The sequence below is a fragment of the Deltaproteobacteria bacterium genome (genome assembly GCA_026712905.1).
Classification (GTDB): domain Bacteria; phylum Desulfobacterota; class Binatia; order UBA9968; family JAJDTQ01; genus JAJDTQ01.
Genome location: JAPOPM010000048.1, coordinates 29,749 through 52,598 on the forward strand (window position 1 = coordinate 29,749; position 22,850 = coordinate 52,598).

Here is a 22,850-nt window from a genome sequence, read left to right on the forward strand (position 1 = left end):
TTGCATCAGCCTCGTGACTTGTTACCGGCCGCGCGGTCCGAACAGCGCGGTCCCGACCCGCACCAGCGTCGACCCCTCCGCTACCGCCACCCCGTAGTCGTGGGTCATCCCCATGGACAGCTCGTCCACCGCCACATGGGGCAGGCCCAACTCACGGGCCGCGTCGCGCAACTCCCGCAGCCGGCGAAAATAGGGGCGGCCCGCCTCCGGGTCCTCGGCCACGGGCGGCACCGCCATCAGCCCCTTGACGCGAACGCGCTCGAGGCGCGACACCTCCCGGAGCAAGGGAACCAGGCCCTCTTCGGAAACTCCCGACTTGGTCGCCTCCCCGGCAAGGTTCACCTCCACCATCACGTCGATGTCCCGGCCGCGCTCACGCCCCTCCCGGTCGAGCGCCTGAGCGAGCCGGAGGTTGTCCAGGGTTTCGATCACCGCGAACAGGCCAGTGGCGGCGCGCGCCTTGTTGCGCTGAAGGTGTCCGATCAGGTGCCACTCGGCGGCGTCTCCGAGGATGTCCTTCTTGGCCTGGGCTTCCTGGACATAGTTCTCGCCCACGAGGCGTACGCCCGCTTCCACGGCGGCGCGCACCGCGGCGGCGCTCTGGGTCTTGGTGGCCGCGAGAAGCCGGACTTCCCTTGGGTCCCTGCCGCTCCGCTCCGCCGCGGCGGCGATGCCCTCCATGACCCGTTTGCAGTTGCCGGCGATGTCCACCATGTGCCCGACGCGCGCTCCTCGGCACCGTTCCCGGGCGAACCCCTGAGTCTCCCCTGTGTCCCGGTCCGCGCTGGCCTCAGTATACCATAGCGCCTACCGGAGTGAATCGAGACTTGTCGCGGCGCTTGCGGGTGCGCCGTGTACGCCTGCTTACGCAAGCGCGAGCGTATGCTACACTTCGCGAAACTCCTTGCCATGAAAAGGGAAATGCGTATTCGTACCGCCGCCTGGTTCCTCCTGCTCGGCCTGTGGGCGTCTATCGTACACGCCGAGACGGGCACGGAAGCGGAGTTCGCCCGGGCCTACCGACACTTCGCGGCCGGCGAGCACGCCGCGGCGGAGCCGCTGTTCCGGAACACGTTGTCCGACGACGCGTTCGTGTTGAAGGACTACGCCCTCTACTACCTCGGACGCATCGCCGCCGGCGCGCACCGGCACGGCGACGCCCGGCGCCGTTTCACGCGTCTGCGGCAAGCGCATCCCCGCAGCGTCTGGGCGAACGAAGCGTCCTTCGAACTGATCGATCTCGACCTCGCCCAGGGACGCCACAAGGCAGCCGCGCAGCGGGCCGGCAAGATCAGGAAAGGCGGCCGCGGGAAAACGGTTCGGGCCAGGGCCGCCTATAGCCTCGGGCGCGCGCGCGAGGTCGCGGGCCGGGATTCGGCGGCGTACGCCCTCTACCAGGAGGCGCGCCGGCGCGCGCCGCGCACTCCCTGGAGCGGCCGCGCGAAGCAGCGAGTCCGGGAACTCCGGCGCAAGCACCCGCGCGAGCTCGGGTTGAAGACCGGCCAGGAGATGCTGCGGGAGGCCCGGCAGCTCAGGCACGAACGGGACTACGAAGCCGCCGCCAGCCTCTACCGGCGCATCCTGCGCGAAACCAACTACCGCCGGCTGTCCCTCGAAGGCTTGGCCGAGGTCTACCGGAAACTGCGTCTGCGGGCGGAGGAAGAAGAGGTCCTGCGCCGGTACGTGCGCCACTATCCGCGGCGCGCCCGGGCCGGCGAGGCGCTGACGCGCATCGCCACCATCCAGTGGAACCGCAACGACGACGACGCGGCGTTGAAGACCCTCCGACGGTTCATGACGCGGCATCCCGGCCATCTCCATCGACGCTACGCCATCTACGTGACCGGGCGCATTCACGAGTCCATGGGCCGGTGGCAGGACGCGGCCCGCACCTACCGGCAGCTCTTCGCCAAGGAGCACCGCTACAGCAAGTTCCGAGGCGACGCGGCGTGGCGCCTGGCATGGATGCAGTACCTCCGCGCCGACTACGCGGCGGCCCGGAAGACCTTCCATGACATCACCGGCAGGCGCGGCAACTTCCGGCAGGCCGCCGTCTTCTGGGAGGCGCGCACCGCCGAGAGGCTCAAGGACGGCGCCGGCGCCCGGCGGCTGTACCGCCGCGTCATCGGAAGGGATGGCGAATCCTACTACGCGATCCTGGCGTCCCGGCGGCTCGCGGAGCTCGGCGAGACCCTGCCCGAGCCATCCTCTCCCAAGCGCCGGTCAACGGCGCGCGCTCCCGCGCTGGGGGAGCGCGCCAAGGCCCATCTTGCGCGCGCCCGCGCGCTGGCGCGCATGGGCCTCGACGGGCTCGCGCACGCCGAACTGGGCCGGGTGCGGCGACATTCCAAGCGCACCGCGCGCCTCAGGCTGCTGCTCATGCGCGAGTACGCCCGCACCCACGCCTATGGCCGCAGCCTCTCTCTGGCCGTGCAAGCACCGTTGTCCGCCGAGACGCTCCGGTTCCGGTATCCCCTGGCCTACTGGGACGCGGTGCGGCGGAACGCGGCCGAGAACGCTGTCGAGCCCTACCTCGTCCTGTCGCTGATGCGGCAGGAGAGCCTGTTCAAGCCGCGCGCCGTTTCCCATGCCCAGGCCATGGGGCTCATGCAACTGCTTCACGAAACCGCGCGCAAGGAGGCCTCGAAGATGGGGCTGCCCGAGCCGGAGGCGCCGCGGCTCCTGGAGCCCGAGCTGAACATCAGGCTCGGCGTGCACCACCTCAAAGGGCTGCTCGAACACTACGGCGGCAGCCGGGCCAAGGCGCTGGCGGCCTACAACGCCGGCAAGGAGGCGGTGGAGCGCTGGACGCGCGACCTTGGCGACGCCGACGACGATGAGTTCATCGAACGGATCTCGTACGGGGAAACGCGCCGCTACGTGAAAGCGGTGCTGCGCAACTACCACGCCTACCGCACCCTGTACGGTGACGCGCCGCCGGCGGACCGTTCCTGACGGGCGCTCCGCGCGTCCCGCGTTGGACAAATCCCGGCGGTTCTCTATAGTGGCCCGATGAACCGTGAACACAAGGAGATCATCTCCGCCGAGGACCGCACCACCTGGGCCGTCACCGCTCCGGCGATTCTGACCCCGCGGGAGCGCGCGTCGGACCACGCCGCCGCCAGCATGGTGCGCACCCTGTTCGACCGCCCGCGCTGGCTCGAACCCTGCCACCTCTACGACGAAAGGGGCTCGCTCCTGTTCGAGGACATCTGCGAGTTGCCGGAGTACTACGCGACCCGCACCGAAGCGGCGATCCTCGAACGCGAGGCCGGCGCGCTCGTGAGCCTGGCGCCGGTGGAGTGCATCGTGGAGCTGGGCGCCGGCTTCTCCAAGAAGACCATCCATCTGCTGAAAGCGCTGACCAACGCGCGCGGGCGCGGCACCTTCGCCCCGGTGGACGTGAGCAACACCGCGCTGATGGCGTCCAAGCGCATGGCCGAGGAGCTGTTCCCCGAGTTGGCCTTCACCGGGCTCGAAGCCCGCTTCGAGGACGCCATCACCAGCATCACCCGGGAGATTCCCAAGCTCGTGGTGTTCCTGGGCAGCACCATAGGCAACTTCACCCCCACGGACATGCTGCACTTCTTCACCCACCTCACCGAGAACATGGGGCCTGAAGACTACCTCCTGCTGGGGGTGGACCGAATCAAGGACCCCGCCATCATCGAACCCGCCTACGACGACTCCAGCGGCACCACCGCCGCCTTCATCCTCAACGGATTCCGCAACGTCAACCGCGTCACCGGCGCCAGCTTCCAGTTGGAAAAGATCGACTTCCGCAGCCGCTACAACCGCGAGCGCGCCCAAGTGGAGATGTGCGGCATCGCCCGGGAGACCCACCGGGTGGAGTTTCCGCGCCAGTCCGCGTCGTTCGTCTGGGAGAAGGGCGAGGCGATCCTGGTGGAGACCAGCCGCAAGTTCGACCCGGAGGACCTGCAGGTGCAACTCCGCTGCTTCGGGCTCGATACCCTGGGCCACTGGACCGACCCGGAACAATGGTTCTCGTTGCTCCTGTTCCGGCGCAACGCGCCCTCCGTGGAGTCGCCATGATGAAGAAAGTTCCGGACAAGACACCGGCCTACGATCTCAGGGACGCGGGCTTCTGGGACGAGCAGGACCTGCGCTCGGAGGTGGAGCGCGTCTTCCACCTGTGCGCCGAGTGCCGGCTGTGCGTGAAGTTCTGCGGCAGCTTCCCCAAGCTCTTCGACGCCATCGACTCCTACTGCACCGAAGAAGAGTTCGCGGAAGTGGATTCCACCAAGCTCAAGCCCGAGGACGTGGACGAGGTCGTGGACCTGTGCTTCCAGTGCAAGCTGTGCAACATCAACTGCCCCTACACGCCGGGCGACCATGGCTGGGCCATCGACTTCCCGCGGCTCATGGCCCGGGCCAAGGCCCAGCACGTGAAGAAGCACGGGGTCCCCTTCACCGACCGCATGCTGGCGAAGCCGGACCTCATCGGCAAGCTGGGCTCCGCCACCGCGCCCATGGCCAACTGGGCCAACGAGAACCGCGTGCACCGGCTGTTCATGCAGGGTGCCCTGGGCGTGCACAAGGACAAGAAGCTGCCGCCGTTCGCGTGGAAGACCTTCGCCTCCCGGTACCGTTCGGCGTACCAGGCGCCCGCGGGCGAGCCCGTGGCCAAGGTGGCCTACTTCGCCACCTGCTTCGTCAACTACAACGAGCCGGGCATCGGCATGGACCTGCTGGAGGTCATGGCGCGCAACGGGGTGGACGTGGTGCTCGCCTACCGGGAATGCTGCGGCATGCCGGCGTGGCACAACGGCGACCTGGACGAGGCCAAGGCCCAGGCGCAACGGAACGTGGATCTGCTGGCGCCCTTCGTGGCCGAGGGACGGACCATCATCGCCACCAACCCCACCTGCTCGCTGACCATGACCGACGAGTACCCACGCCTGCTGGACAGCCAGGAAGCGCGGGAGGTGGCCGCGCACACCACCGACCCCACGGCGTTCCTGGCCTCGCTCCACGCCGAGGGCAAACTCAACCGGGATTTCAAGACCGGCCCCGGCAAGGTCGTCTACCACATGCCCTGCCACCTGCGCGCCCAGCGGCTGGGCAACCGGACCAGCACGCTGCTGTCGCTGCTGCCCGACACCGAGGTGCGGACCGTGCAGGCCTGCTCGGGACACGACGGCACCTGGGCCATGAAGCGGGAGAACTTCGAAGCCTCCATGCGCTGGGGCCGGCAGGCGTTCCGCGGCATCGACGAGGCCGAGGCGTCGGCGGCCTGCTCCGACTGTCCGCTGGCCGCCATCCAGATCGAGCAAGCCACCGGCAAGCACCCCCTCAACCCCATGCAGATCCTGGCCAAGAGCTACCGCGGAGAAGACTTCTGAAACCAGGAAGACGGGCCTCGGTCCTTGACAGTCCTCCGCCATGTGTATTACTCGCAGACTTCCGTTCGACGAAACCAACAAAGGAGTGGACATGACGCGCACACGGATCCTATGCACGATGGCGGCCCTGTTTCTCGCGGCGGCGGCCGGCAACGCCCTGGCCGCGGACTCGGCCGAACTGAAGGCGCTGCACGAGGCGGCCAAGAAGGAAGGCACTGTGCTGATGGCCGCGGGCATGCCGCCCAAGGCCCTGAAGGCCCTGCAAAAGGGCTTCAGCAAGCGCTTCCCGGGTGTCAAGGCCAAGGTCATCGCCTCCACGGGCTCCAACGCCGCGAGCCGCATCCTGACCGAGACCAAGGTCGGCAACGCCACCATCGAGGTGGCGCAGACCACCACCGCCTCCGGCCAGCCCCTGCTGGACGCGGGGCTGGTGCAGCAGCTCGACTACGCCAAGACGTTCGGCGTCCCCAACAAGGGCATCCTCTTCGAAAACCGTTTCGTGCCTTGGTTCGACCTGGTGTACGTGATGGCCTACAACACCAAGAAGGTCTCCCGGGACGAGGTGCCTACCACCTGGGAAGGGATGGCGGCGCCCAAGTGGAAGGGACGGAAGCTCGTGCTCATCGCCCGCGGCCACCCCTTCCAGTACCTGCCCAAGGTGTGGGGCGAGGAAAAGGTGCTGGACCTGGCGACCCGGCTCAAGGCCCAGGAACCCATCATGACCCCGCGGGGCGGCGCTCAGGTGATCGAGGCCATCGTCTCGGGGCAGGCGCTGATCGGCCCCATCCACCTGAATCGCGTACTGACCGCCAAGGTCCTCAAGAAGGCGCCCATCGACTACGTCTGGCTGAACGTCACGCCGGTGCTGAACTTCTACTCCTACGCGGTGAACAAGGTGGCCAACCCCAACGCGGCCAAGCTCATGGCCGGCTGGCTGGCCACGCCGGAAGCCGGAGCGATCATGGAGAAGCACTCCTTCCGGGCCCTTACGACCCTGGAGTCGAAGAGCGAGACCGGCAAGCTCCTGGCGGCATCGAAGACCCGCACCGTGGCCACGGCCGTCACCGTGAAGATGGCCCGGCAAGAAAAGGTGTGGCAGGACAAGCTCCGCAAGATCTTCGTAGGCAAGTAGCAAGGCGTGCAATGGTCCGCGCGGGCCGCACCCGCGCGGACCGCACCTTATCCAGTGTCGGAACACCGGACACCCCGCCATCGGCATGCCCCCTGACAAAGCCATCGGCGTGAAGCCGTGGTCGTGGGAGACCATCGCGCCGCGCTTCAACGAGCGCTCCATCCTGTCATGGACCACTTTGCTGGTGGTGATGTGGCTGGTGCTGGCGCCCGTGGTGATGGTGGCGCTGACGTCGTTCCAGGTCGAGCCTCTGGCCCACGTCGCCGAGTACACCATCGGCAACTACCTGGAAGTCTACCTCGACCCGGACACCTACGAGCTGCTCTCCAATACGATGCTGTTCGGCGCCGGCGCCATCGCCGTCGGCTTCTTCTTCGCCTTCCCGCTGGCGTGGCTGGTAGAGCGCACCAACACACCGGGCAGGAACATGATGTACGGCCTCATCCTGATCCCCATGGCCATCCCGCCGATGATCTCGGCGCTGGGCTGGGAACGGCTGCTGGACCCCAAGATCGGCCTCATCAACATTGTGCTGCGGGGCCTGCTGGGACTGGAAGGCGAGGACGGGCCGCTCAACGTCTTCACCCTGTTCGGCATGTCCTTCGTCATGGGCCTGTCCATGGTCCCCACCGTGTTCCTGATCCTGGCCCCCTCGATCCGGAACCTCGACCCCTCGTTCGAGGATGCCAGCCTGGTCTCCGGGGCTACCTGGTACACGACTTTTCGACGGGTGACGCTGCCGCTGGTCTACCCGGCGTTCTTCGCGGCGCTGATCTGGTTCTTTATCATCGCCATCGAGGCCTTCGAGATTCCCGGGGTCATCGGGCTCCAGGCCGGCATCCTGGTGTTCAGCACCAAGATTTTCTGGGCCGTCCATCCGCCCACCGGTGATCTGCCCGACTACGGAATCGCCAGCGCGCTGGCGGCGTTCGTGCTGGTGCTGAGCGGCATCCTCGTCTACTTCTACCTCAAGGTCATGGGCACCGGCGAGAAGTACACCACCATCACGGGCCGGGGCTACCGCCCGTCCATCGTCGATTTGGGGATGTGGCGCTGGGCCGGGACGGCATTCTTCAGCGGTTACATGATCCTCGCCATCGTGCTGCCGGTCATCGTGCTGGGCTGGGGCAGCCTGCTGTACTACTACCAGCCGCCCTCCTGGGAACTGGTGAGCCAGTTGTCCCTGGAAAACTACTACACCACATTCGACGAGGACTTCCTCGGCGTCTTCTGGAACACCGGCGTGGTGGTGTTCACCGCCGCCACGGTCACCGCGCTGATATGCACCGTGGCCGCGTGGATCGTCGTGCGCTTCCCGGGACGGCTGAGCACGGTCCTCAACCTGACCACGTTCACGCCCATCGCCGTCCCTTCCGTGATCATCGGGCTGGCGCTGATCCTGGTCTACCTGTCCCTGCCCATCGGCCTCTACGGCACCATTTGGATCATCGCCATCGCCCACATCACCCGCTACCTGTCCTACGGTTCACGCACGATGATCGCGTCCCAGATGCAGATCCACAAGGAGCTCGAGGAGGCCTCCTACACGTGCGGCGCCTCGTTCCGCATGACCCTTCGGAAGGTCATCATGCCGATCCTGCTGCCGGCGCTGGTCAGTCTGTGGCTGTGGGTGGCGCTGCACAGCATCCGGGAGCTGTCGGCGGCGGTGCTGCTGGCGTCCTCCGAGAACACGGTCATCAGCACGCTGATCTGGACCCAGTACCACGAGGGGGAGGTGGGGGTGGCCTACGCCCTCTCGATGATCCTGATCGGGGTGTCGTTCGTCATCGCGTTCTTCGGACGGCGCCTGCTGAGTTGGCAGGACCACCTGCGCTGACCGGCCACGCGGCGCTCAAGACTTTTTGCGAGGCAACCCCATGAGCATCACCCTTGAGATCGAGGAACGCACTCCCTTCGCCGAAGGCGCCGACTTCGGCAGCGTCGGCGCCTATGAACGGATAAGGGGACGGGCGCGGTTCGCCATCGACCCGCGCCTGCCGGCCAACCGCGACATCGTGGACCTGACGCTGGCGTCCGCCGACGACCGCGGCCTGGTGGAGTACTCGACGGAGTTCTTCCTCATCAAGCCCGCGGACATGGGCCGCGGCAACGGCCGGCTGCTCTACGACGTTAACAACCGGGGCAACAAGCGCGCGTTGCAGTTCTTCAACGACGCCCCGCCCAACAACGACCCGCGCACCGCCGAGGACGCCGGCCACGGCTTCCTGATGCGCCGGGGCTACACGGTGGTGTGGTGCGGCTGGCAGGGCGACCTGCTTCCGGGGGACGGCCGCCTGACCATGGACCTGCCCGTCGCCACCGGACCCGACGGCCCGGTCACCGGACCTTTCCGGGCCGAATTCATCATCGAGCAGCCCGGTGTGACGACCGTGTCCCTGGGCGGACACGACTACATCCGGCCCTGTCCGGCGGCGGACCTTCGCACGGAGGGAGCCACCCTTACGCGCCGGCGGCTGGACCCGGACCCGCGCGAGCCCGTCCCGGCCGGCGACTGGCAATTCGCCACCGCCGACGCCGCCGGCAGCGTCTGGCCTTCGGCCACGAATTGCCACCTCCCGGAAGGCTTCCGGCCCGGCTGGATCCACGAACTCATCTACACCGCGAAGGACCCGCTGGTGCTGGGGCTGGGGTTTGCCGGCGTGCGCGACCTCGTCGACTTCCTGCGCCATGCCGACGAGGATGCGGCGGGACAGGCCAATCCCCTGCGGGACGGCGCGCAGGGCGTCGCGCAGGCCTACGCCTGGGGGCGCTCCCAGAGCGGGCGGTTCCTGCGCGGGTTCGTCTACGGCGGTTTCAACGTTTCGGACGGGGGACGGCGCATCTTCGACGGGATCTTCTCCCACGTGGCCGGCGGCGGCCGGCTGCAGCTCAACTACCGCTTCGCGCAGCCCGACCGCTACCCGCGCCAGCACGAGGACCACCTCTACCCCTCGGAGGAGTTCCCCTTCGCCTACGGCCGGACCGAGGACCCGTTCACCGGGCGGGAGGACGCGGTCCTGAAGCGGCCGGAAACCGACCCCGTGGTCATCCACACCCAGACCGCGACAGAATACTGGCAACGGCGCGGCTCGCTGGTGCACACCGACACTCGCGGCAACGACCTCCCGGAGCACGAGAACATCCGCGTCTACCTGCTGTCGTCCCTGCAGCACAACGACGCGGCCGCCGCCCTCGAAGGCGGCGTGCCGCGATACCCGCAGAACCCCCTGCCGGCCAATCCGGTCCTGCGCGCCCTGCTGGACGCCCTGGACGAGTGGGTTACCGATGGAGTGCCGCCGCCGGAGAGCCGCGTCCCGACACGGTCCGCCGGCGACCTGGTCACGGGCGCGGAGTTCCGCGAGGGATTCCCCGCCGTTCCCCGAAGCGCCTGTCCCGAACCTCATGCGCTGTACCACCTCGACCGCGGGGCGGAGTTCGCGCACGGCGTCATTTCCCGCGAACCGCCCGTGGAGGACAAGACCCGCGAGTATCCGGTGCGGGTGCCCTCGGTTGACGCCGACGGCAACGAGACCGCCGGCATCCGGGTCCCGGAAGTGGCGGCGCCCCTGGCGACCTACCTGGGATGGAACCTGCGCAAGGACTCGGACGTGATGGCGGGCATCGTGGGCAGCGCTCTCCCCTTCGCCGTCAGCGAGCGAACGCGCGCGGAGCAGGGAGACCCGCGGCCTTCCGTCCAATCACGTTACCCGTCCCGGAATGCGTACCTTGACGCCGTGCGCGCGGCCGCCGTCGCCCTTGAGGAAGATCGACTGTTGCTGGCGGAGGATGTGGATCGCTGTGTGGCGGCAGCGGGAAAGCGCTGGGACGCGCGCCGCGGAAACGGCTCCGGGGACGCCTAGGCAACCGCGGCCGCGGGGGGACCGCTGGCGTTTCCCGGCCCTCAGTCCATCAGACCGTTGTCGCGCAGGAACTCGATGACGAAGGCGTCGAACCCCGCGGGGTCCTCGATGCAGCACGCGTGACCCGTCCCGGACAGCACCTTGTGCACCGCCCCCGGCGTCAGCGCCGCGGTCTTCCGGCCGCCCTCCAGGGACATGTCGTGCTCGCCGTTGATGACCAGGGTGGGCACCTTCATCTCCGGGAGGCGCGGGGTCATGTCCGTGCCTCCGCGGGCACGAAAGATCTGGGCGATGGACCGGCCCGACAGCCACGGATTGCGTTCCAGGAAGACGTCCAGCAGGTACTTGCCGAGCCGGGTGCTCTCGAAACCCGGCGCCACCAGCTCCTTGATGTGCTTCCCGTGATAGGTGGTGACATCGTCCGTGTAGCCCTGGATGCGGTCGCCGACGCGCCCGCCCCCGCCGCTGCTCCCGCCCACGAGGATCACGGCCCGGAACATCTCCGGGTGGTCGAGGCCCAGGAGCAGCGCGATGCCGGAGCCGACGCTGACGCCGCCGATGACAGCCTCCGTGACGCCCTCGGCCCGGCAGACCGCCAGCACGTCACCCGCCATGTCCCCCAGCGAAAACGGCGTCTCCGGCTTGTCCGAGCGGCCGTAACCCCGGATGTCCAGCGAGATCACCCGGAACCAGGTGGAGAAGTGGGCCACCTGGTACATCAGCAGATTGTGATCGAACGGGTTGGCGTGCACCCAGATGAAGGGCAGCCCCTCTCCGGAGACCTCGTAGTAGATACGGACGCCATCGGAATCGGCATACGGCATGGAACACCTCGGTTGACGGTGTGGCTGGAAGCCACGGCCCGCGGGAAGCCGGTCGTGGCCGGGGCTTCGGCTTACGGGAAGAACACGAGCTTGGCCAGCAGCGCGATGATGGCAGGGCCGAAACTGAAGACCGCTAGATTGAGGACGGCGAGTCTCTTGTCCAGTCCGGAGATATCCTTGTCCAGTCTGCCGATATCGTTGCCCAGTCTGCCGATATCGTTGTCCAGTCTGCCGATATCGTTGTCCAGTCGCGCGACATGGTTTTCCAGTCCGGAGATATCCTGCTTCACGCCGCCCAGCTCACGCTTGAGATCCCCCACCTCCTGACGGACTTGCTGCACCTCGAACACCACCTCGCTCAGACCTTGGTTCAACATGCCCGTCTGTTCCGTAAACTCTTCCCGCGTGACGAATCGATCGGCCACCGGAATGGCCGCTGCCGCCGCCCTGGCCTTCTCCACGGTAACTCCGGCCTCGACCAATGCGTCATAGACTTCCGAGACGATCACACTCATGATGCCACCCTTCGAAAGGCTCGCACGTTCGCGGCCGGAACGCACGAATACACCAACAGGAAACCCTGAACATGTCAACCACACAGTAAGGAATCGGTCCTTGGCGTCCATACCTTAGCCGCAAAGGCGGCCTTTTCCACTTCCAACAGTGCCGCCGGACTTGCTTTGCAAGGCCGTGCTATACAAACACCATGACGCAAGCGGAGAGTGTCCGCCTCGACCAGTGGCTGTGGGCGGCGCGGTTCTTCAAGACGCGCTCCCTCGCGGCGGCCGCCGCCCAGGGCGGCAAGATCCACGTCCGCGGCGACCGCGCCAAGCCCGCCAGGGCCATCCGCGTCGGGGACCAGCTCCAGATTCGGCGCGGCCCCTATGAGTGGGTGGTTACGGTGAACGCACTATCGACGAGGCGCGGCCCCGCCAAGGAGGCCGCTCTGCTCTACGAGGAAACCGCGGAAAGCGTGCGCCGGCGCGAGGCCGCGCGCGTTCAGATCCAGGCCCAGGCCGCGCCCTTTCGCGAACGCGGCGGCCGGCCCACCAAGAAAGACCGCCGGGACTGGACCCGCCTCGCATCAGAGGAATAAGCCTCCCTATTCCAGCAGCAACGTGCGGATCATCGAGACGGCGTTGAGGCTCATGCGGGTGCGGTCGGGGCCGCCGCGGCCGCCGAGGTTGTAAGTGCGCGTGTGGAATTCGGTACCGTCGGTGACCGAGATGTAGGTCTGGCCCCGAGCGAGGTTGACGGCGGTGTCTCCAGGGTTCTCCACCGCGTGCAGCGCCAGGCCCAAGTCGCTGCCGGCCTGCTCCCGGACGGTCCAGGCCAGTTCCTCGGTGAGTTGCTCGGGCTGTTCCAGCAGGGCGCCGGCCTGATCGGGCCGCCGTGAATGCGCCAGCAGGCGGCGCGTGCCGCGCTCGCCGGGCGCCACCATGCCCTCCACGAAGTGCTCCTTGCTGGCCCGCTGCAGGCGGTCGGCCACGAGGCCCGCGGTCATGTCCTCGAAGACGGCCACGCTCCGGTCCTTCTCCCGGAGCAGCCGGCCCACCGCGTCCTCCATGGTCTCGTCGTCCACGGCGAAGATGTGGGTGGTGAGAAGCTCGCGCACCCGCGCCTCCACCGGCGCGATGAGCTCCATGGCCTGCTCGCGGCTCGACGCCTTGGCGGTGATGCGCACGTCCACCTGTCCGGGGTGGGCCAGGACCCCCACGGTGGGGTTGCTGGAGTTGGCGATGAGGTGGCCGATCTCGTGGTCCACCGAGCTTTCGCCCATGTCGGTGACCTTGAGCACCCGGTAGGCGATGGTCTCCGACAGGTTCCACTTGGCCCGGGCGTAAGGGGTCAACTCGTTCTCGAAGAGCCACTTCATCTCGTGCGGCACCCCCGGCAGCGCATAGACGATGCCCTTCTCGTGCTCAACGATGAACGAGGGCGCGGTGCCGTTGGGATTCTCCACCGGGATGGCGCCCTCGGGGATGTCCGCCTGCCGCTCGTTGTTGGGGGTCATGATCATGCCGCGACGGCGGAAGCGCGTGTCGATCTGCTCCAGCAGGCCCGGGTCGCGCACCAGCTTGCGGCCGCACACCTCGGCGATGATCTCCCGGGTGAGGTCGTCCTGGGTGGGGCCGAGGCCACCGCTGGTGATGACGAAGTCCGCCCGGTCCAGCGCCCGCCCGATGACATCCTTCATACGCCCCGGGTTGTCGCCCACGATGGTCTTGAAGAAGAGGTTGACCCCGAGGTCCGACAGGCGCTGGGCCATCCACGCGGAATTGGTATCCACGATCTGACCCAGCAGCAGCTCCGATCCGATGGCGACGATTTCAGCGTTGGGCACGATGTACTCCTGTTCCGTGTTCGTTGAGCGCTGTTCCGTGTTCGTTGAGGACTTACGTGCCAGAAGCCGGCACGGGTTGGCAAGGGGCGCCGACGCCGCGGTTCCGTCATTCCCGCGGAACAGGCCGTGTCAAGACGTCGCCCGGACAAGAATCGGCACCAACCCCCCGAGTCGTCATTCCCGCGGAAGCGGGAATCCAGGGGTGGGGTTCGATACGCCGTGTTTCGTGATTCCGGAGCCCGGTCGGCTCTACTCACCACTGGGCGCGGGCACGGCCTCGGCGGGGACCTTGTCGGACACCCGCCGGCGCCGTACCCGCGCCAGCACGTCCAGCCACAGGGAATAGAGCGTGGGCGTGAGCACCAGCGTGAACAGGGTGGAGACGGCCAGGCCGCCGAGCACGGCGGAGCCGAGGCCGCGGTAGAGCTCGGAGCCGGCGCCGCGGGACAGCACCAGGGGCAGCATGCCGAACACGGTGGTGGCGGTGGTCATGAAGATGGGGCGGATACGCGTGCGCACGCTGGCCAGCAGGGCCGCCTGGGGCTCTTCCCCGGCGCGGATGAAGTTGAGGGTCTGGTGCACGATGAGGATGGCGTTGTTCACCACGATGCCGGTCAGGATGATGAACCCCAGCATGGTGACGGTGTCCATCTTGATGGTGGGCTCGGCGGCGTGCCCGAGGCTCACGGCGAGGACACCGCCGGTGGCCGCCAGGGGCACGCTGAACATGATGATCAGTGGATAGCTCCAGGATTCGAACAGCGAGCACATCACCAGGTAGACCACCACCACGGCGAGCAGGAACGTCCACTTGAAGGCGTCCCAGGTCTCCGCCAGCTTCTGCGCCTGGCCGCTGACGCCGATGGAGTAGCCCAGCGGCAGGGTGCGCCGCACCTCGCCCACCGCGCCTTGCTCCACCACCCGCACGGCTTCCTCCAGCGGCAGCGCGTGGTGCATGTTCACGTTCAGCTTGATGGCGCGGTCGAGATCCACGTGCTCGACCTTGGTGGGACCGTCGCCGGGGCGGATCTCCGCGATGTCCGAGAGCTGCACCAGCCGGCCCGCGCCGCCGGAGAGCATGAGCGCGCCCAGGTCCTGGGTATGGGCCATCTCGGCCCGCGATCCCTTGAGGATGATGTCGACCTCCCTGCCACGTTCGCGGAACCGCCCGGCGCGGGTGCCCTCCACCGCGGTCTCGATGACGTCGCCCACGTCGGAGGCGCGCAGTCCCAGGGCCGAGACCCGGTCCCGGTCCAGCAGCACGCGGATCTCGGGGTTGCCCCACTCGAAGGACGAGTTGACGAAGTTCACTCCGTCCACCCCGCGAATGCTCCCTTCGAGGCCCGCGGCGATGTTCCGAATGGCCTGGAGGTCGTCGCCCTTGATGTCGAGCGCCACGTTGTTGCCGCCGATGAAGCCACCCCGCTGGCGGAAGAGGGCCGCTTGGGTGACGAAAACCGCCTGGGTCCCGGGAATGCCGCCGACGGCGCGGCGCATGGTCGCCACCACCCGGCGCATGCCGTCGAGGCTGGTGTACGGCTCCTTCACGATGGCGCCCATGATGGGGGTGTCCAGGCGTATGACGGCGAACATGCGCTCGATCTCGGGGATGGCCCGGACGCGCGACTCGATCTCCTTGATGATCGATTCCTTCTGGTCGGTGTTGAAACCCGGAGGCATCTTCACGACGCCGAAGATAAAGTTGCGGTTTCCCCGCGGCAGATAGTCCAGCGGCGGCGCGAACCACCAGGCCAGGGCCACCGATCCGCCGACGATGAACAGCACCACCGCCACCCGCCGCACGGCGCCGCGCTGAAGCCACGCCAGCATCCCGAGCACCATGCCCGAGAAGGCGGCCCCGCCCCGGTCGAACACCGACATGACCGCGCGCAGGCGCCGGAACCGCGGGCGCGGCCGTTCCGGCAGGATGTGGGCGGAGAGCATGGGCACCACGGTGAGGGCCACCACCAGGGACAGCGCCACCGCCACGGACACGGCCAGGGCGATGTCCCGGAAAAGCTGCCCGGCCTCCTGCCGGATGAACAGCACCGGGACGAACACGGCCACGGTGGTGAGCGTCGACGCCAGGATGGCCCCGCCCACCTCGCGGGCGCCGTCGAGCGCCGCGCGCACCCGTCCCTTGCCCATCTCGCGGTGGCGGAAGACGTTCTCCAGCACCACCACGGCGTTGTCCACCACCATGCCGGTGGCGAAGGCCAGGCCGGCCAGCAGGATGACGTTGAGCGTGGAACCGAAGAGGTTGAGGGCCACGAAGGTCGTGACGATGGATACGGGAATCGCCACCGCCACGACGACGATGCTGGCGGGGCTGCGCAGGAACAACAGCAGCACCAGCACCGCGAGGCCGACGGCGATGTAGATGTTGCGGGTCACCAGGTTGATGGAGTCGTGGATGTAGTCGGTCTCGTCGTACACCATCGCCAGGTGGATGCCCTTCTCGCCGTAGCGCTGCTGCAGCCGGCTCAGGGTCGCCCGGACGCCGTCCATGACCTCCATGGTGTTGGCGCCGGACCGGCGCAGCACGCCCATGCCGAGGGCCGGCTTGCCGTCGATGCGCACCGCGAAGTCCCGGTCCTGGTGGCCGAAGGAGACCGCGGCCACGTCGCGCACGTACACCGGCCCCTGGAGGTCGTGCCGCACCACCACGTCGGCGATGTGGCGCAGTTCCTCGAACTGGCCCAGGGTGCGCACCACGTGCCGGCGCTTGCCCTCGCTCAGGTCGCCGCCCTTGACGTTGCGGTTCTCGCGCGTGATGGCCTGCCGGACCTCGGCCACCGTGATGCCCCGGGCGGCCATGGCGCGCGGGTCCAGCGTCACGTGCACCTGGCGGTCGCGGCCGCCGAAGCGCCACACCGCGCCGACGCCCGGGACCCGCTCCAACTGGGGCACGATGACGTCCTTCAACTCCTCCCACACCTCGTTGAGATCCCGCTCCGTGTCCACCATGATCCACGAGATCGGGCTCTCCTCGTCGGTGTTGACCGCGCGGATGCGCGACTCGCCCACGTCGGGCGGCAGGTCCCGCACCGTGTCGAGTTTCTCGGACACGCCCAGGCGCGCGATGTCCTTGTCGGTGCCCCAGTCGAAACTGAGAACCACCCGGGAGCGGCCCTCGATGGAGCTGGAGGAGACCTGCTTGAGCTGCTCCACGGCGTTGAGCCGCTCCTCCAGCCGGTCCGTGACCTCGCGCTCCACTTCCAGGGGTCCGGCGCCGCCGTACTCGGTCTCCACCGTGATCTCGGGCCGGTCCACGGTCGGGATCATCTGCACCGGCAGGCGGAACAGCGCGATGGTCCCGAACAGCATCGCCAGGATGATGCCGACGGTCACCGAGACCGGATTGCGCACGCAGAAGTCAACGATTCCCATCACGCCTCGAATCGGAGCCGGCACCCGGACCACCCGGTCTGCCTCCCGGTCCGCCGGGCCGCGCCCCCGGCCGTCCCGCGGGCCTTCCGCCCGGTCCTCCCCGCGGCCCGGCGCCGTTGCCGAGCTGCACCTTGGCGCCGTCCTGCAACACCTCGTTGCCCAGCGTCACCACCTGCTGGCCGGGCTTCAGGTCGCCGTCGGCGATTTCCAGCAGCGCGCGCCAGCCGCGCCCGGTGCGGACCTTCACCGCCTTCGCCTGCCCGTTGGACACGACGAAAACCAGCTCGTCCGGGCCGCGCCGCACCACCGCGTCCTTGGGCACGAGCACGCTCGGCTCGCCGCTGGCCACGATCACCGTGACGCGCGCCAGCATGCCGGCCTTGAGCCGGCCGCGCGCGTTGGCGAGGCCCACCTTCACCGGGAAGCTGCGGCTGCGCCTGTCCGCCTGTGGAACGATATGCGCCACTTCGCCGGGGAAGACCTCGCCGGGGAAGGCGTCCAGCGTGACCGTGGCGCGAAGGCCCGTGCGCAGCCGCGCGATCTTGCGCTCTCCCACCGGCCCGACGGCGAACACCGGATCCAGGTCCACCAGGTCGGCCACCGGCGCGCCCGCGTTCACCCAGTCGCCCACGTCCACGTGCTTCCTGACGATGAAACCGGAGATGGGCGCGCGCAGCGTGCTCTTCTCGATCTCGTAGGCCACCGCGTCCAGGCGCGCCCGCGCCTCCTCGTGCTCGGCCTCGGCCATGGCGATGTCCTCGGCCCTGGCCCCGGAACGGGTGAGCTTCAAGGCGGCGCGGGCGCTGCCGTACTTCTCACGGGCGGCGAGGTAGTCGCTCTCCGCCTTCTGCAACGCCGCCAGGCTTACGAGGCTGTCGTCGTAGAGCCGCTTGGAGCGTTCGAAGTCGCGCCGGGCGCGTTCCAGCAGCGCCTCCTGTTCCTTGGCCGCGGCGAGCCGCTGGGCCACCTCCTCGGAGCGAGACCCCTCCTGCATCTTCTCCCACTGCTTCTTGGCCCGCGCCACCGCGGCCGCGCGCTCGCGCAACGCGATCTCGCGACCCCCCCGGTCCACCTGCAACAGGACCGTCTTGCCCGCGGTCACGGCGTCGCCCTCCCGGAAATCGGCCGCCGACACCCGGCCCGCCACCACCGACGCCACCGTGGTGGCGACGTTGGCCTCGATGGTGCCGATGAAGGAAACCTCTTCCGGGATCGCCCTCGATTGCACGGGCGCCGTCTTCACCGCCACCGCGCGAGGACCCCAGCGCTGCGGCCACGCTTCAACGGCGGACAAGACCGATGCCGCCAAGAGGCAACCGATCAGGAGAACCCGCGGCGGCTGGAGGGACATGGAATGGAGGGACATGTATTTTTGTCTAAACGGCTTGTTTCGGGGATACAACTTCACTTGATTGGACGATGCGCGGTTCCGTCGATCCCGGCGCGTGTTCCGCGCGCAGATTGGAGGATAGGGAGTTTGCCGGGAAGGGGCAACCGTCCGCTCTGGACTTCTCGAACTCGAATCATTACGTTCTGTTTCTCCTTCTCGACAGGCGCCTCGACGCCGTTCCGCTGTTGGTGAACCTTCACATGAGCATGTGGTAAGTGAACGCCTTTGGATGGGCGAAACACGCGGGCGCCGCGTCGGCGGAAGGATGATCGACGGCGAATGAATACCGTGGAAGAACGTTTCGACGTGATCGTCGCGGGAGGCGGCAGCGCGGGAGTGGCCGCCGCGGTGGGCAGTGCGAGGAGCGGCGCGCGGACGCTGCTCATCGAGAGATACTACTGCCTCGGCGGGGCGTCGACCATGCGCAACGTCCTGACGTACTGCGGCCTGTACACGCTGGACGAACGCCCCAAGATGGTCGTCGGCGGCGTCGGCGCCGAGGTCGTCGGCCTTCTCAAACAGCACAACGCCCTCACCGGACCGTTTCGCTTTCGCGGCGTCTTCGTGGTGTTCGATCCCGAGGCGGTGAAGATCGTGCTTGATGAAGTCTGCCAGGCGGCGGGCGTGACCGTCATGCATGGCACGATGGTGGTCGCCGCCGAGCGTGAGGACGGTGTGATCACGACCGTCACCGTCGCCGACCATGCCGGCCTGCACCGGGTCAGCGCCAAGGCGTTCGTCGACTGCACCGGCGAAGGCAATCTGGCGGCCCGCGCCGGCGCCGGCACCCGCTACGGCAATGACGACGGCGTCAATCTCGGAAGCCTCGGCACCCGTTTCGGCGGCATACCCGCCGACCTGCCGGTAAGCGCCGACGACATCGCGGCCGCGGTGGCACGGCTCGGGTCCGACCGCCGGCTCGTCACCAAGGACCGCGGCGTCGTCGCCCGTCTGCCGCACTCGGGCGATCTGGCGTGTTATCTGGTCTCGGCGGACTACGACCCGCGGGATGTCCGGTCCCTTTCCGCGGCGGAACGGGACGGTCGGCGGCAAGCTTGGAAGTACCTGGAGGCCATTCGCACCATACCCGGTTGCGAACGTGCCTATCTGGTGGCCACCGGCCACGAATTCGGCACTCGCGAATCGCGGCATATCGAATCGGTTCGCCAATTGAAGTGGCGCGACGTCGAGGACAGCAACCGCTTCGACGATTGCATCGCGCTGGGCGCCTGGGGCGCGGAGTGGCACGACCGCAAGACGTACGGAAGTACCTACGACTATCCCCCGGAGAGGACGTCCTACGACATTCCACTGTCCTGCCTGACCAGCCGCGACACGCCCAACCTGTTCGCCGCCGGCCGGGTCGCGGACGGCGACCGGCTGGCGGGCGCCGCCATCCGGGTCATGGGCACAGCGTTCGCCACCGGCCACGCGGCCGGCGTGGCCGCGGCCCACGCGGCCAACGGAAGTCCCTGGCAGGCCGCCGACGTCCGCCGGACGCTGGCCGACCAAGGAGCCATCCTGGACCGTTCGGCGATTCCGCGATTCTCGTGATATGACGATAGGCTGGGGTGCTTTGAGAGGCTACCAACGTCCCTCTCGAGGGGCAGGTCATCAGCGACAACGATCAAAATGTTCCAGAAGAGGAGGAGTCACATGCTCAACAGAACCGACAAGAAGAGTTGGCGATGGTCCGCGGCCAGTCTCGCCGGGATCGCATTGCTCGGCCTCGCGGCCATGTGGACGAGCCAGGCCGCGGCGGAGAAGATCACGATCGGCGCGCTGCGTTTCACGTCGCACTCGCCCACGTTCATCGCCAAGGAAAGGGGCTACTTCAAGGCCGAAGGGCTCGACGTGGAGCTCAAGTTCTTCCAGGCGGCCCAGCCCATCGCCGTGGCCATCGCCTCGGGGGACATCGACTTCGGCGTCACCGCCCTCACCGGCGGCTTCTACAGCCTCGCGGACAAGGGCGCGCTGAAGGTCATCGGCGGCCTCTACACCGAGGCCCCCAAGCACCCCGGCATGGCCATCATGGCCTCGAACAAGGCCCACGCTGCCGGCCTCACCTCGCCCGAGGCCCTCAAGGGCCGTAGCTGGGCCATGACGCAGCAAGGCTCGTCCTTCCATTACATGATCGGGATGATCGGCGCCAAGCACGGCTTCGCCCTCGCCGACGTTTCCGTCAAGCCGCTCCAGAAGGTCGGCGCCATGATCGGAGCGGTCAAGTCCGGTCAGGTGGACGCCATGGCCATGGTGCCGCACGTGGCGATTCCGCTGGAGAAGGCCGGCGCGGCCAAGATCATCGGCTGGATCCGTGACATCGGCAGCTACCAGGTGACCACGATCTTCACCTCCAGCGGCAACGTCAAGGATCATCGCGGCAAGGTCGAGCGCTTCCTGCGCGCCTACCGCAAGGGCATCGCCGACTACCGGGCCGTGATGCTGGACCAGAAGAAGGACCCGGCCGCCACCGAAGCCATGGTGGACCTCATCCACAAGTACGTCTACACGTCCCGGCCGCGCGCAAAGGCCGCGCCGCCCATCAAGGCGGGGGCCGTTTTCATGACGGAGGACGCGGCCCTCGACGTCCCGGATCTGAAGCGGCAATTGGCCTGGTTCCAGGCCCAGGGCTTCGCTCCGAAGACCTTGACCGCCGAGACCTATATCGACGCCAGCTTCCTGAACTAGAGCGGTGGAATCCCGATGCGGATGGGGACGGCCCGGCCCGTCTCCAGCCGCACCGGCCGCCACAAGCCGATGGACATCCACGTCGACCACATTAGCCACTGGTACGGGCAGACGGAGGTCCTGCAGGACATCGACCTGCACATCGGCTCGGGACAAATCGTCTGCATCATCGGACCGTCCGGCTGCGGCAAGTCGACGCTGCTGCGGTTCCTGGGCGGGCTCGAGCGCCCCACCCGGGGCTCGGTGCTGGAGATGAGCCCGCCGCCGCCCGACAGCCTCAATCCGCTGACCTATATCTTCCAGGATTTCGCCCTGCTCCCGTGGCGCTCCGCCGCCGGCAACATTTCCCTGGTGCTGGAAAGGCACGGCCTTTCGCGCGGTGAGGCCAACGCCATCATCGACGACGTGCTCGAGCGCACCAAGCTCACGGATTTCCGCGACGCCCTGCCGAAACAGCTCTCCGGCGGCATGAAGCAGCGGGTGGCCATCGCCCGCGCGCTGGCGGTGCGGCCAGCCTGTTTCCTGATGGACGAACCGCTGTCCTCGCTGGACGGTCAGACCCGGGAGCTGCTGCTCGACGACCTTCTGGACCTCTGGGAGCGGGAACGCTTCACCGCCTGCTACGTGACCCACAACATCGAGGAAGCCGTCCGGCTCGGCCACAAGATCGTGGTGCTGTCACGTCGACCGGGCCGCATACGCGAGATCGTGGAGCTGGACGTGCCGCTGGAGCAGCGCAAGGGACAGTCCGGCATGTTGTGGGACCGCCAGCGCTACCTGTGGGAGCTGATGCGCGAGGAAGCGCTGGCCGCGGACCAGGAGATCGTCCATGTCTGACGACACCGGCGGCTCGCCGGTACCCTATCGCGGGGGCGGTTTTAAGCCCAGGCCGGTGGGCGTTGTCGGACCGCTGGTCTTCGCGGGACTCATCGGCCTGTGGGAAATCGCCTCCCGCGCCGGCTGGATCAGCGAGATCCTGGTGCCCGCGCCCAGCCTGGCCTTCGCGGCGCTCGTCGACCTGGTGCAGACCGGCCAGATCTGGCTGCACTTGACGGCTTCGGTCCAGCGCCTGGTGCTCGGTTGGACGCTGGGTACCCTGACCGGCCTGCTGATGGGCTTCGCCGCCGGCCTGTTTTCCCTTGCCCGAGCCGGCATCGTCCCGTTCGTCGCCGCCATCTTTCCGATTCCCAAGATCGCCCTGTTGCCCTTGTTCATCATCTGGTTCGGCATCGGCGAGGAATCCAAGGTGGCGACCATCTTCTTCGGCACGTTTTTCCCCACCGTCATCTCGGTCTACGGCGGCGTCGACAACGTCGACCGCACGCTGGTCCGCATGGGGCAGTCGTTCGACCTCACCTGGTTCTCCATCGTGCGCAAGATCATCCTTCCCGGCGCCATGCCGGCGATCCTGTCCGGCTTCCGCATCTCCACGTCCATCGCCATCATCCTGCTGGTGGCCGCCGAGATGATCGGCGCGGAGTTCGGCGTGGGCGCCTACATCCTGCTGGCCGGCAACCTCATGGCCACCGACGAGCTCATCGCCGGGGCCGCGGTGCTGTCCGTCATGGGCCTGACCGTGAGCTGGCTCATCGGCAAGGCGGAGAAGACCATACTGCGATGGCGGTAGTGTCGTGTCCCGTAAATACCTGGGATAAGTTGCGCAGGATTTTCGTCGTCGGCAAGGCGCGATGACTTGTAGGGGCGACCCGCGGTCGCCCCCCAGTGGCGGGCACCCCGCGAGGAAGACCCCGCGAGGAAGCCCGCGGGCTTCGTCGCGGGGGGCGACCGCGGGGCGCCCCCACAAGTCATCGCGCCTTGCCGCACGGCCGCTTGACAGCGTTTGGGCAACCGCCTACGAT

Annotated in this window: 17 protein-coding genes; 11 read left to right on the plus strand and 6 right to left on the minus strand. The window is 67.8% G+C overall.

Features of this window, described 5'->3' with window-relative positions; all coding sequences use genetic code 11:
- Positions 1 to 21: 21 nt before the first annotated feature.
- A complete protein-coding gene (locus tag OXF11_04000; protein ID MCY4486262.1) occupies positions 22 to 714 on the minus strand; it encodes a YggS family pyridoxal phosphate-dependent enzyme in 693 nt (230 codons plus the stop codon).
- Between the two features lie 207 nt (positions 715 to 921).
- Between OXF11_04000 and OXF11_04005 the strand changes: the two genes are divergently transcribed.
- The 6 genes from OXF11_04005 to OXF11_04030 all read left to right on the plus strand — a co-directional run bounded on the left by OXF11_04005 (position 922) and on the right by OXF11_04030 (position 10,355).
- On the plus strand, positions 922 to 2,955 hold the full coding sequence (locus OXF11_04005) for a transglycosylase SLT domain-containing protein (protein MCY4486263.1): 2,034 nt from the start codon (positions 922 to 924) through the stop codon (positions 2,953 to 2,955).
- Positions 2,956 to 3,012: 57 nt separating this feature from the next.
- A complete protein-coding gene (locus OXF11_04010) occupies positions 3,013 to 4,053 on the plus strand; it encodes an L-histidine N(alpha)-methyltransferase (protein MCY4486264.1) in 1,041 nt (346 codons plus the stop codon).
- Positions 4,050 to 5,363 carry an anaerobic glycerol-3-phosphate dehydrogenase subunit C gene (locus OXF11_04015; GenBank protein ID MCY4486265.1) on the plus strand — a complete coding sequence of 438 codons (1,314 nt, stop codon included), beginning with the start codon at positions 4,050 to 4,052 and terminating at the stop codon, positions 5,361 to 5,363. Before OXF11_04010 ends, OXF11_04015 begins: the two co-directional genes overlap by 4 nt.
- A gap of 91 nt (positions 5,364 to 5,454) precedes the next feature.
- On the plus strand, positions 5,455 to 6,495 hold the full coding sequence (locus tag OXF11_04020; protein ID MCY4486266.1) for an extracellular solute-binding protein: 1,041 nt from the start codon (positions 5,455 to 5,457) through the stop codon (positions 6,493 to 6,495).
- A gap of 85 nt (positions 6,496 to 6,580) precedes the next feature.
- Positions 6,581 to 8,332: an iron ABC transporter permease gene (locus OXF11_04025; protein MCY4486267.1), complete on the plus strand. Its 1,752-nt coding sequence runs from the start codon at positions 6,581 to 6,583 to the stop codon at positions 8,330 to 8,332.
- A gap of 40 nt (positions 8,333 to 8,372) precedes the next feature.
- Entirely contained in the window at positions 8,373 to 10,355 is a 1,983-nt protein-coding gene (locus tag OXF11_04030) for an alpha/beta hydrolase domain-containing protein (protein MCY4486268.1), read from the plus strand.
- Between the two features lie 41 nt (positions 10,356 to 10,396).
- On the opposite strand, the gene OXF11_04035 is transcribed toward OXF11_04030, so the two are convergent.
- A complete protein-coding gene (locus OXF11_04035) occupies positions 10,397 to 11,179 on the minus strand; it encodes an alpha/beta hydrolase (protein ID MCY4486269.1) in 783 nt (260 codons plus the stop codon).
- Positions 11,180 to 11,250: 71 nt separating this feature from the next.
- Positions 11,251 to 11,694 (minus strand): hypothetical protein, encoded by a 444-nt coding sequence (locus tag OXF11_04040; protein ID MCY4486270.1) that lies wholly within the window; start codon positions 11,692 to 11,694, stop codon positions 11,251 to 11,253.
- 191 nt (positions 11,695 to 11,885) lie between these two features.
- On the opposite strand from OXF11_04040, the gene OXF11_04045 reads away from it, so the two are divergent.
- Positions 11,886 to 12,275, plus strand: a complete 390-nt coding sequence (locus OXF11_04045) for a S4 domain-containing protein (protein MCY4486271.1) — start codon at positions 11,886 to 11,888, stop codon at positions 12,273 to 12,275.
- A 6-nt stretch (positions 12,276 to 12,281) separates the two neighbouring features.
- On the opposite strand, the gene OXF11_04050 is transcribed toward OXF11_04045, so the two are convergent.
- From OXF11_04050 to OXF11_04060, 3 genes are all read right to left on the minus strand, one after another.
- Positions 12,282 to 13,523, minus strand: coding sequence for a CinA family nicotinamide mononucleotide deamidase-related protein (locus OXF11_04050; protein ID MCY4486272.1), 1,242 nt, complete (start codon positions 13,521 to 13,523; stop codon positions 12,282 to 12,284).
- A gap of 249 nt (positions 13,524 to 13,772) precedes the next feature.
- Positions 13,773 to 16,913, minus strand: coding sequence for an efflux RND transporter permease subunit (locus tag OXF11_04055; protein ID MCY4486273.1), 3,141 nt, complete (start codon positions 16,911 to 16,913; stop codon positions 13,773 to 13,775).
- The gene (locus OXF11_04060) at positions 16,900 to 18,141 is read right to left on the minus strand and encodes an efflux RND transporter periplasmic adaptor subunit (protein MCY4486274.1); all 1,242 of its coding nucleotides are present in this window, start codon (positions 18,139 to 18,141) and stop codon (positions 16,900 to 16,902) included. The genes OXF11_04055 and OXF11_04060 overlap by 14 nt, the downstream gene beginning before the upstream one ends.
- 441 nt (positions 18,142 to 18,582) lie before the next feature.
- Here OXF11_04060 and OXF11_04065 point away from each other — a divergent pair, with 441 nt between their 5' ends.
- From OXF11_04065 to OXF11_04080, 4 genes are all read left to right on the plus strand, one after another.
- Positions 18,583 to 19,857: an FAD-dependent oxidoreductase gene (locus OXF11_04065; GenBank protein ID MCY4486275.1), complete on the plus strand. Its 1,275-nt coding sequence runs from the start codon at positions 18,583 to 18,585 to the stop codon at positions 19,855 to 19,857.
- Between the two features lie 102 nt (positions 19,858 to 19,959).
- The gene (locus OXF11_04070) at positions 19,960 to 20,991 is read left to right on the plus strand and encodes an ABC transporter substrate-binding protein (protein MCY4486276.1); all 1,032 of its coding nucleotides are present in this window, start codon (positions 19,960 to 19,962) and stop codon (positions 20,989 to 20,991) included.
- Positions 20,992 to 21,060: 69 nt separating this feature from the next.
- On the plus strand, positions 21,061 to 21,828 hold the full coding sequence (locus OXF11_04075) for an ABC transporter ATP-binding protein (protein MCY4486277.1): 768 nt from the start codon (positions 21,061 to 21,063) through the stop codon (positions 21,826 to 21,828).
- Complete coding sequence (locus OXF11_04080) at positions 21,821 to 22,618, plus strand: ABC transporter permease (GenBank protein MCY4486278.1); 798 nt, start codon at positions 21,821 to 21,823, stop codon at positions 22,616 to 22,618. The genes OXF11_04075 and OXF11_04080 overlap by 8 nt, the downstream gene beginning before the upstream one ends.
- The last annotated feature ends 232 nt before the right edge of the window (positions 22,619 to 22,850 follow it).

What these genes read in the sequence shown, in the direction of transcription:
- OXF11_04030 (MCY4486268.1), top strand. Translation starts at nt 8,373, where the DNA reads ATGAGCATCACCCTTGAGATCGAGGAACGCACTCCCTTCGCCGAAGGC.
- OXF11_04055 (MCY4486273.1), bottom strand. Translation starts at nt 16,913, where the DNA reads ATGGGAATCGTTGACTTCTGCGTGCGCAATCCGGTCTCGGTGACCGTC.
- OXF11_04065 (MCY4486275.1), top strand. Translation starts at nt 18,583, where the DNA reads ATGAATACCGTGGAAGAACGTTTCGACGTGATCGTCGCGGGAGGCGGC.
- OXF11_04075 (MCY4486277.1), top strand. Translation starts at nt 21,061, where the DNA reads ATGGACATCCACGTCGACCACATTAGCCACTGGTACGGGCAGACGGAG.
- OXF11_04025 (MCY4486267.1), top strand. Translation starts at nt 6,581, where the DNA reads ATGCCCCCTGACAAAGCCATCGGCGTGAAGCCGTGGTCGTGGGAGACC.
- OXF11_04000 (MCY4486262.1), bottom strand. Translation starts at nt 714, where the DNA reads ATGGTGGACATCGCCGGCAACTGCAAACGGGTCATGGAGGGCATCGCC.
- OXF11_04010 (MCY4486264.1), top strand. Translation starts at nt 3,013, where the DNA reads ATGAACCGTGAACACAAGGAGATCATCTCCGCCGAGGACCGCACCACC.
- OXF11_04080 (MCY4486278.1), top strand. Translation starts at nt 21,821, where the DNA reads ATGTCTGACGACACCGGCGGCTCGCCGGTACCCTATCGCGGGGGCGGT.
- OXF11_04045 (MCY4486271.1), top strand. Translation starts at nt 11,886, where the DNA reads ATGACGCAAGCGGAGAGTGTCCGCCTCGACCAGTGGCTGTGGGCGGCG.
- OXF11_04070 (MCY4486276.1), top strand. Translation starts at nt 19,960, where the DNA reads ATGCTCAACAGAACCGACAAGAAGAGTTGGCGATGGTCCGCGGCCAGT.
- OXF11_04035 (MCY4486269.1), bottom strand. Translation starts at nt 11,179, where the DNA reads ATGCCGTATGCCGATTCCGATGGCGTCCGTATCTACTACGAGGTCTCC.
- OXF11_04015 (MCY4486265.1), top strand. Translation starts at nt 4,050, where the DNA reads ATGATGAAGAAAGTTCCGGACAAGACACCGGCCTACGATCTCAGGGAC.
- OXF11_04020 (MCY4486266.1), top strand. Translation starts at nt 5,455, where the DNA reads ATGACGCGCACACGGATCCTATGCACGATGGCGGCCCTGTTTCTCGCG.
- OXF11_04040 (MCY4486270.1), bottom strand. Translation starts at nt 11,694, where the DNA reads ATGAGTGTGATCGTCTCGGAAGTCTATGACGCATTGGTCGAGGCCGGA.
- OXF11_04005 (MCY4486263.1), top strand. Translation starts at nt 922, where the DNA reads ATGCGTATTCGTACCGCCGCCTGGTTCCTCCTGCTCGGCCTGTGGGCG.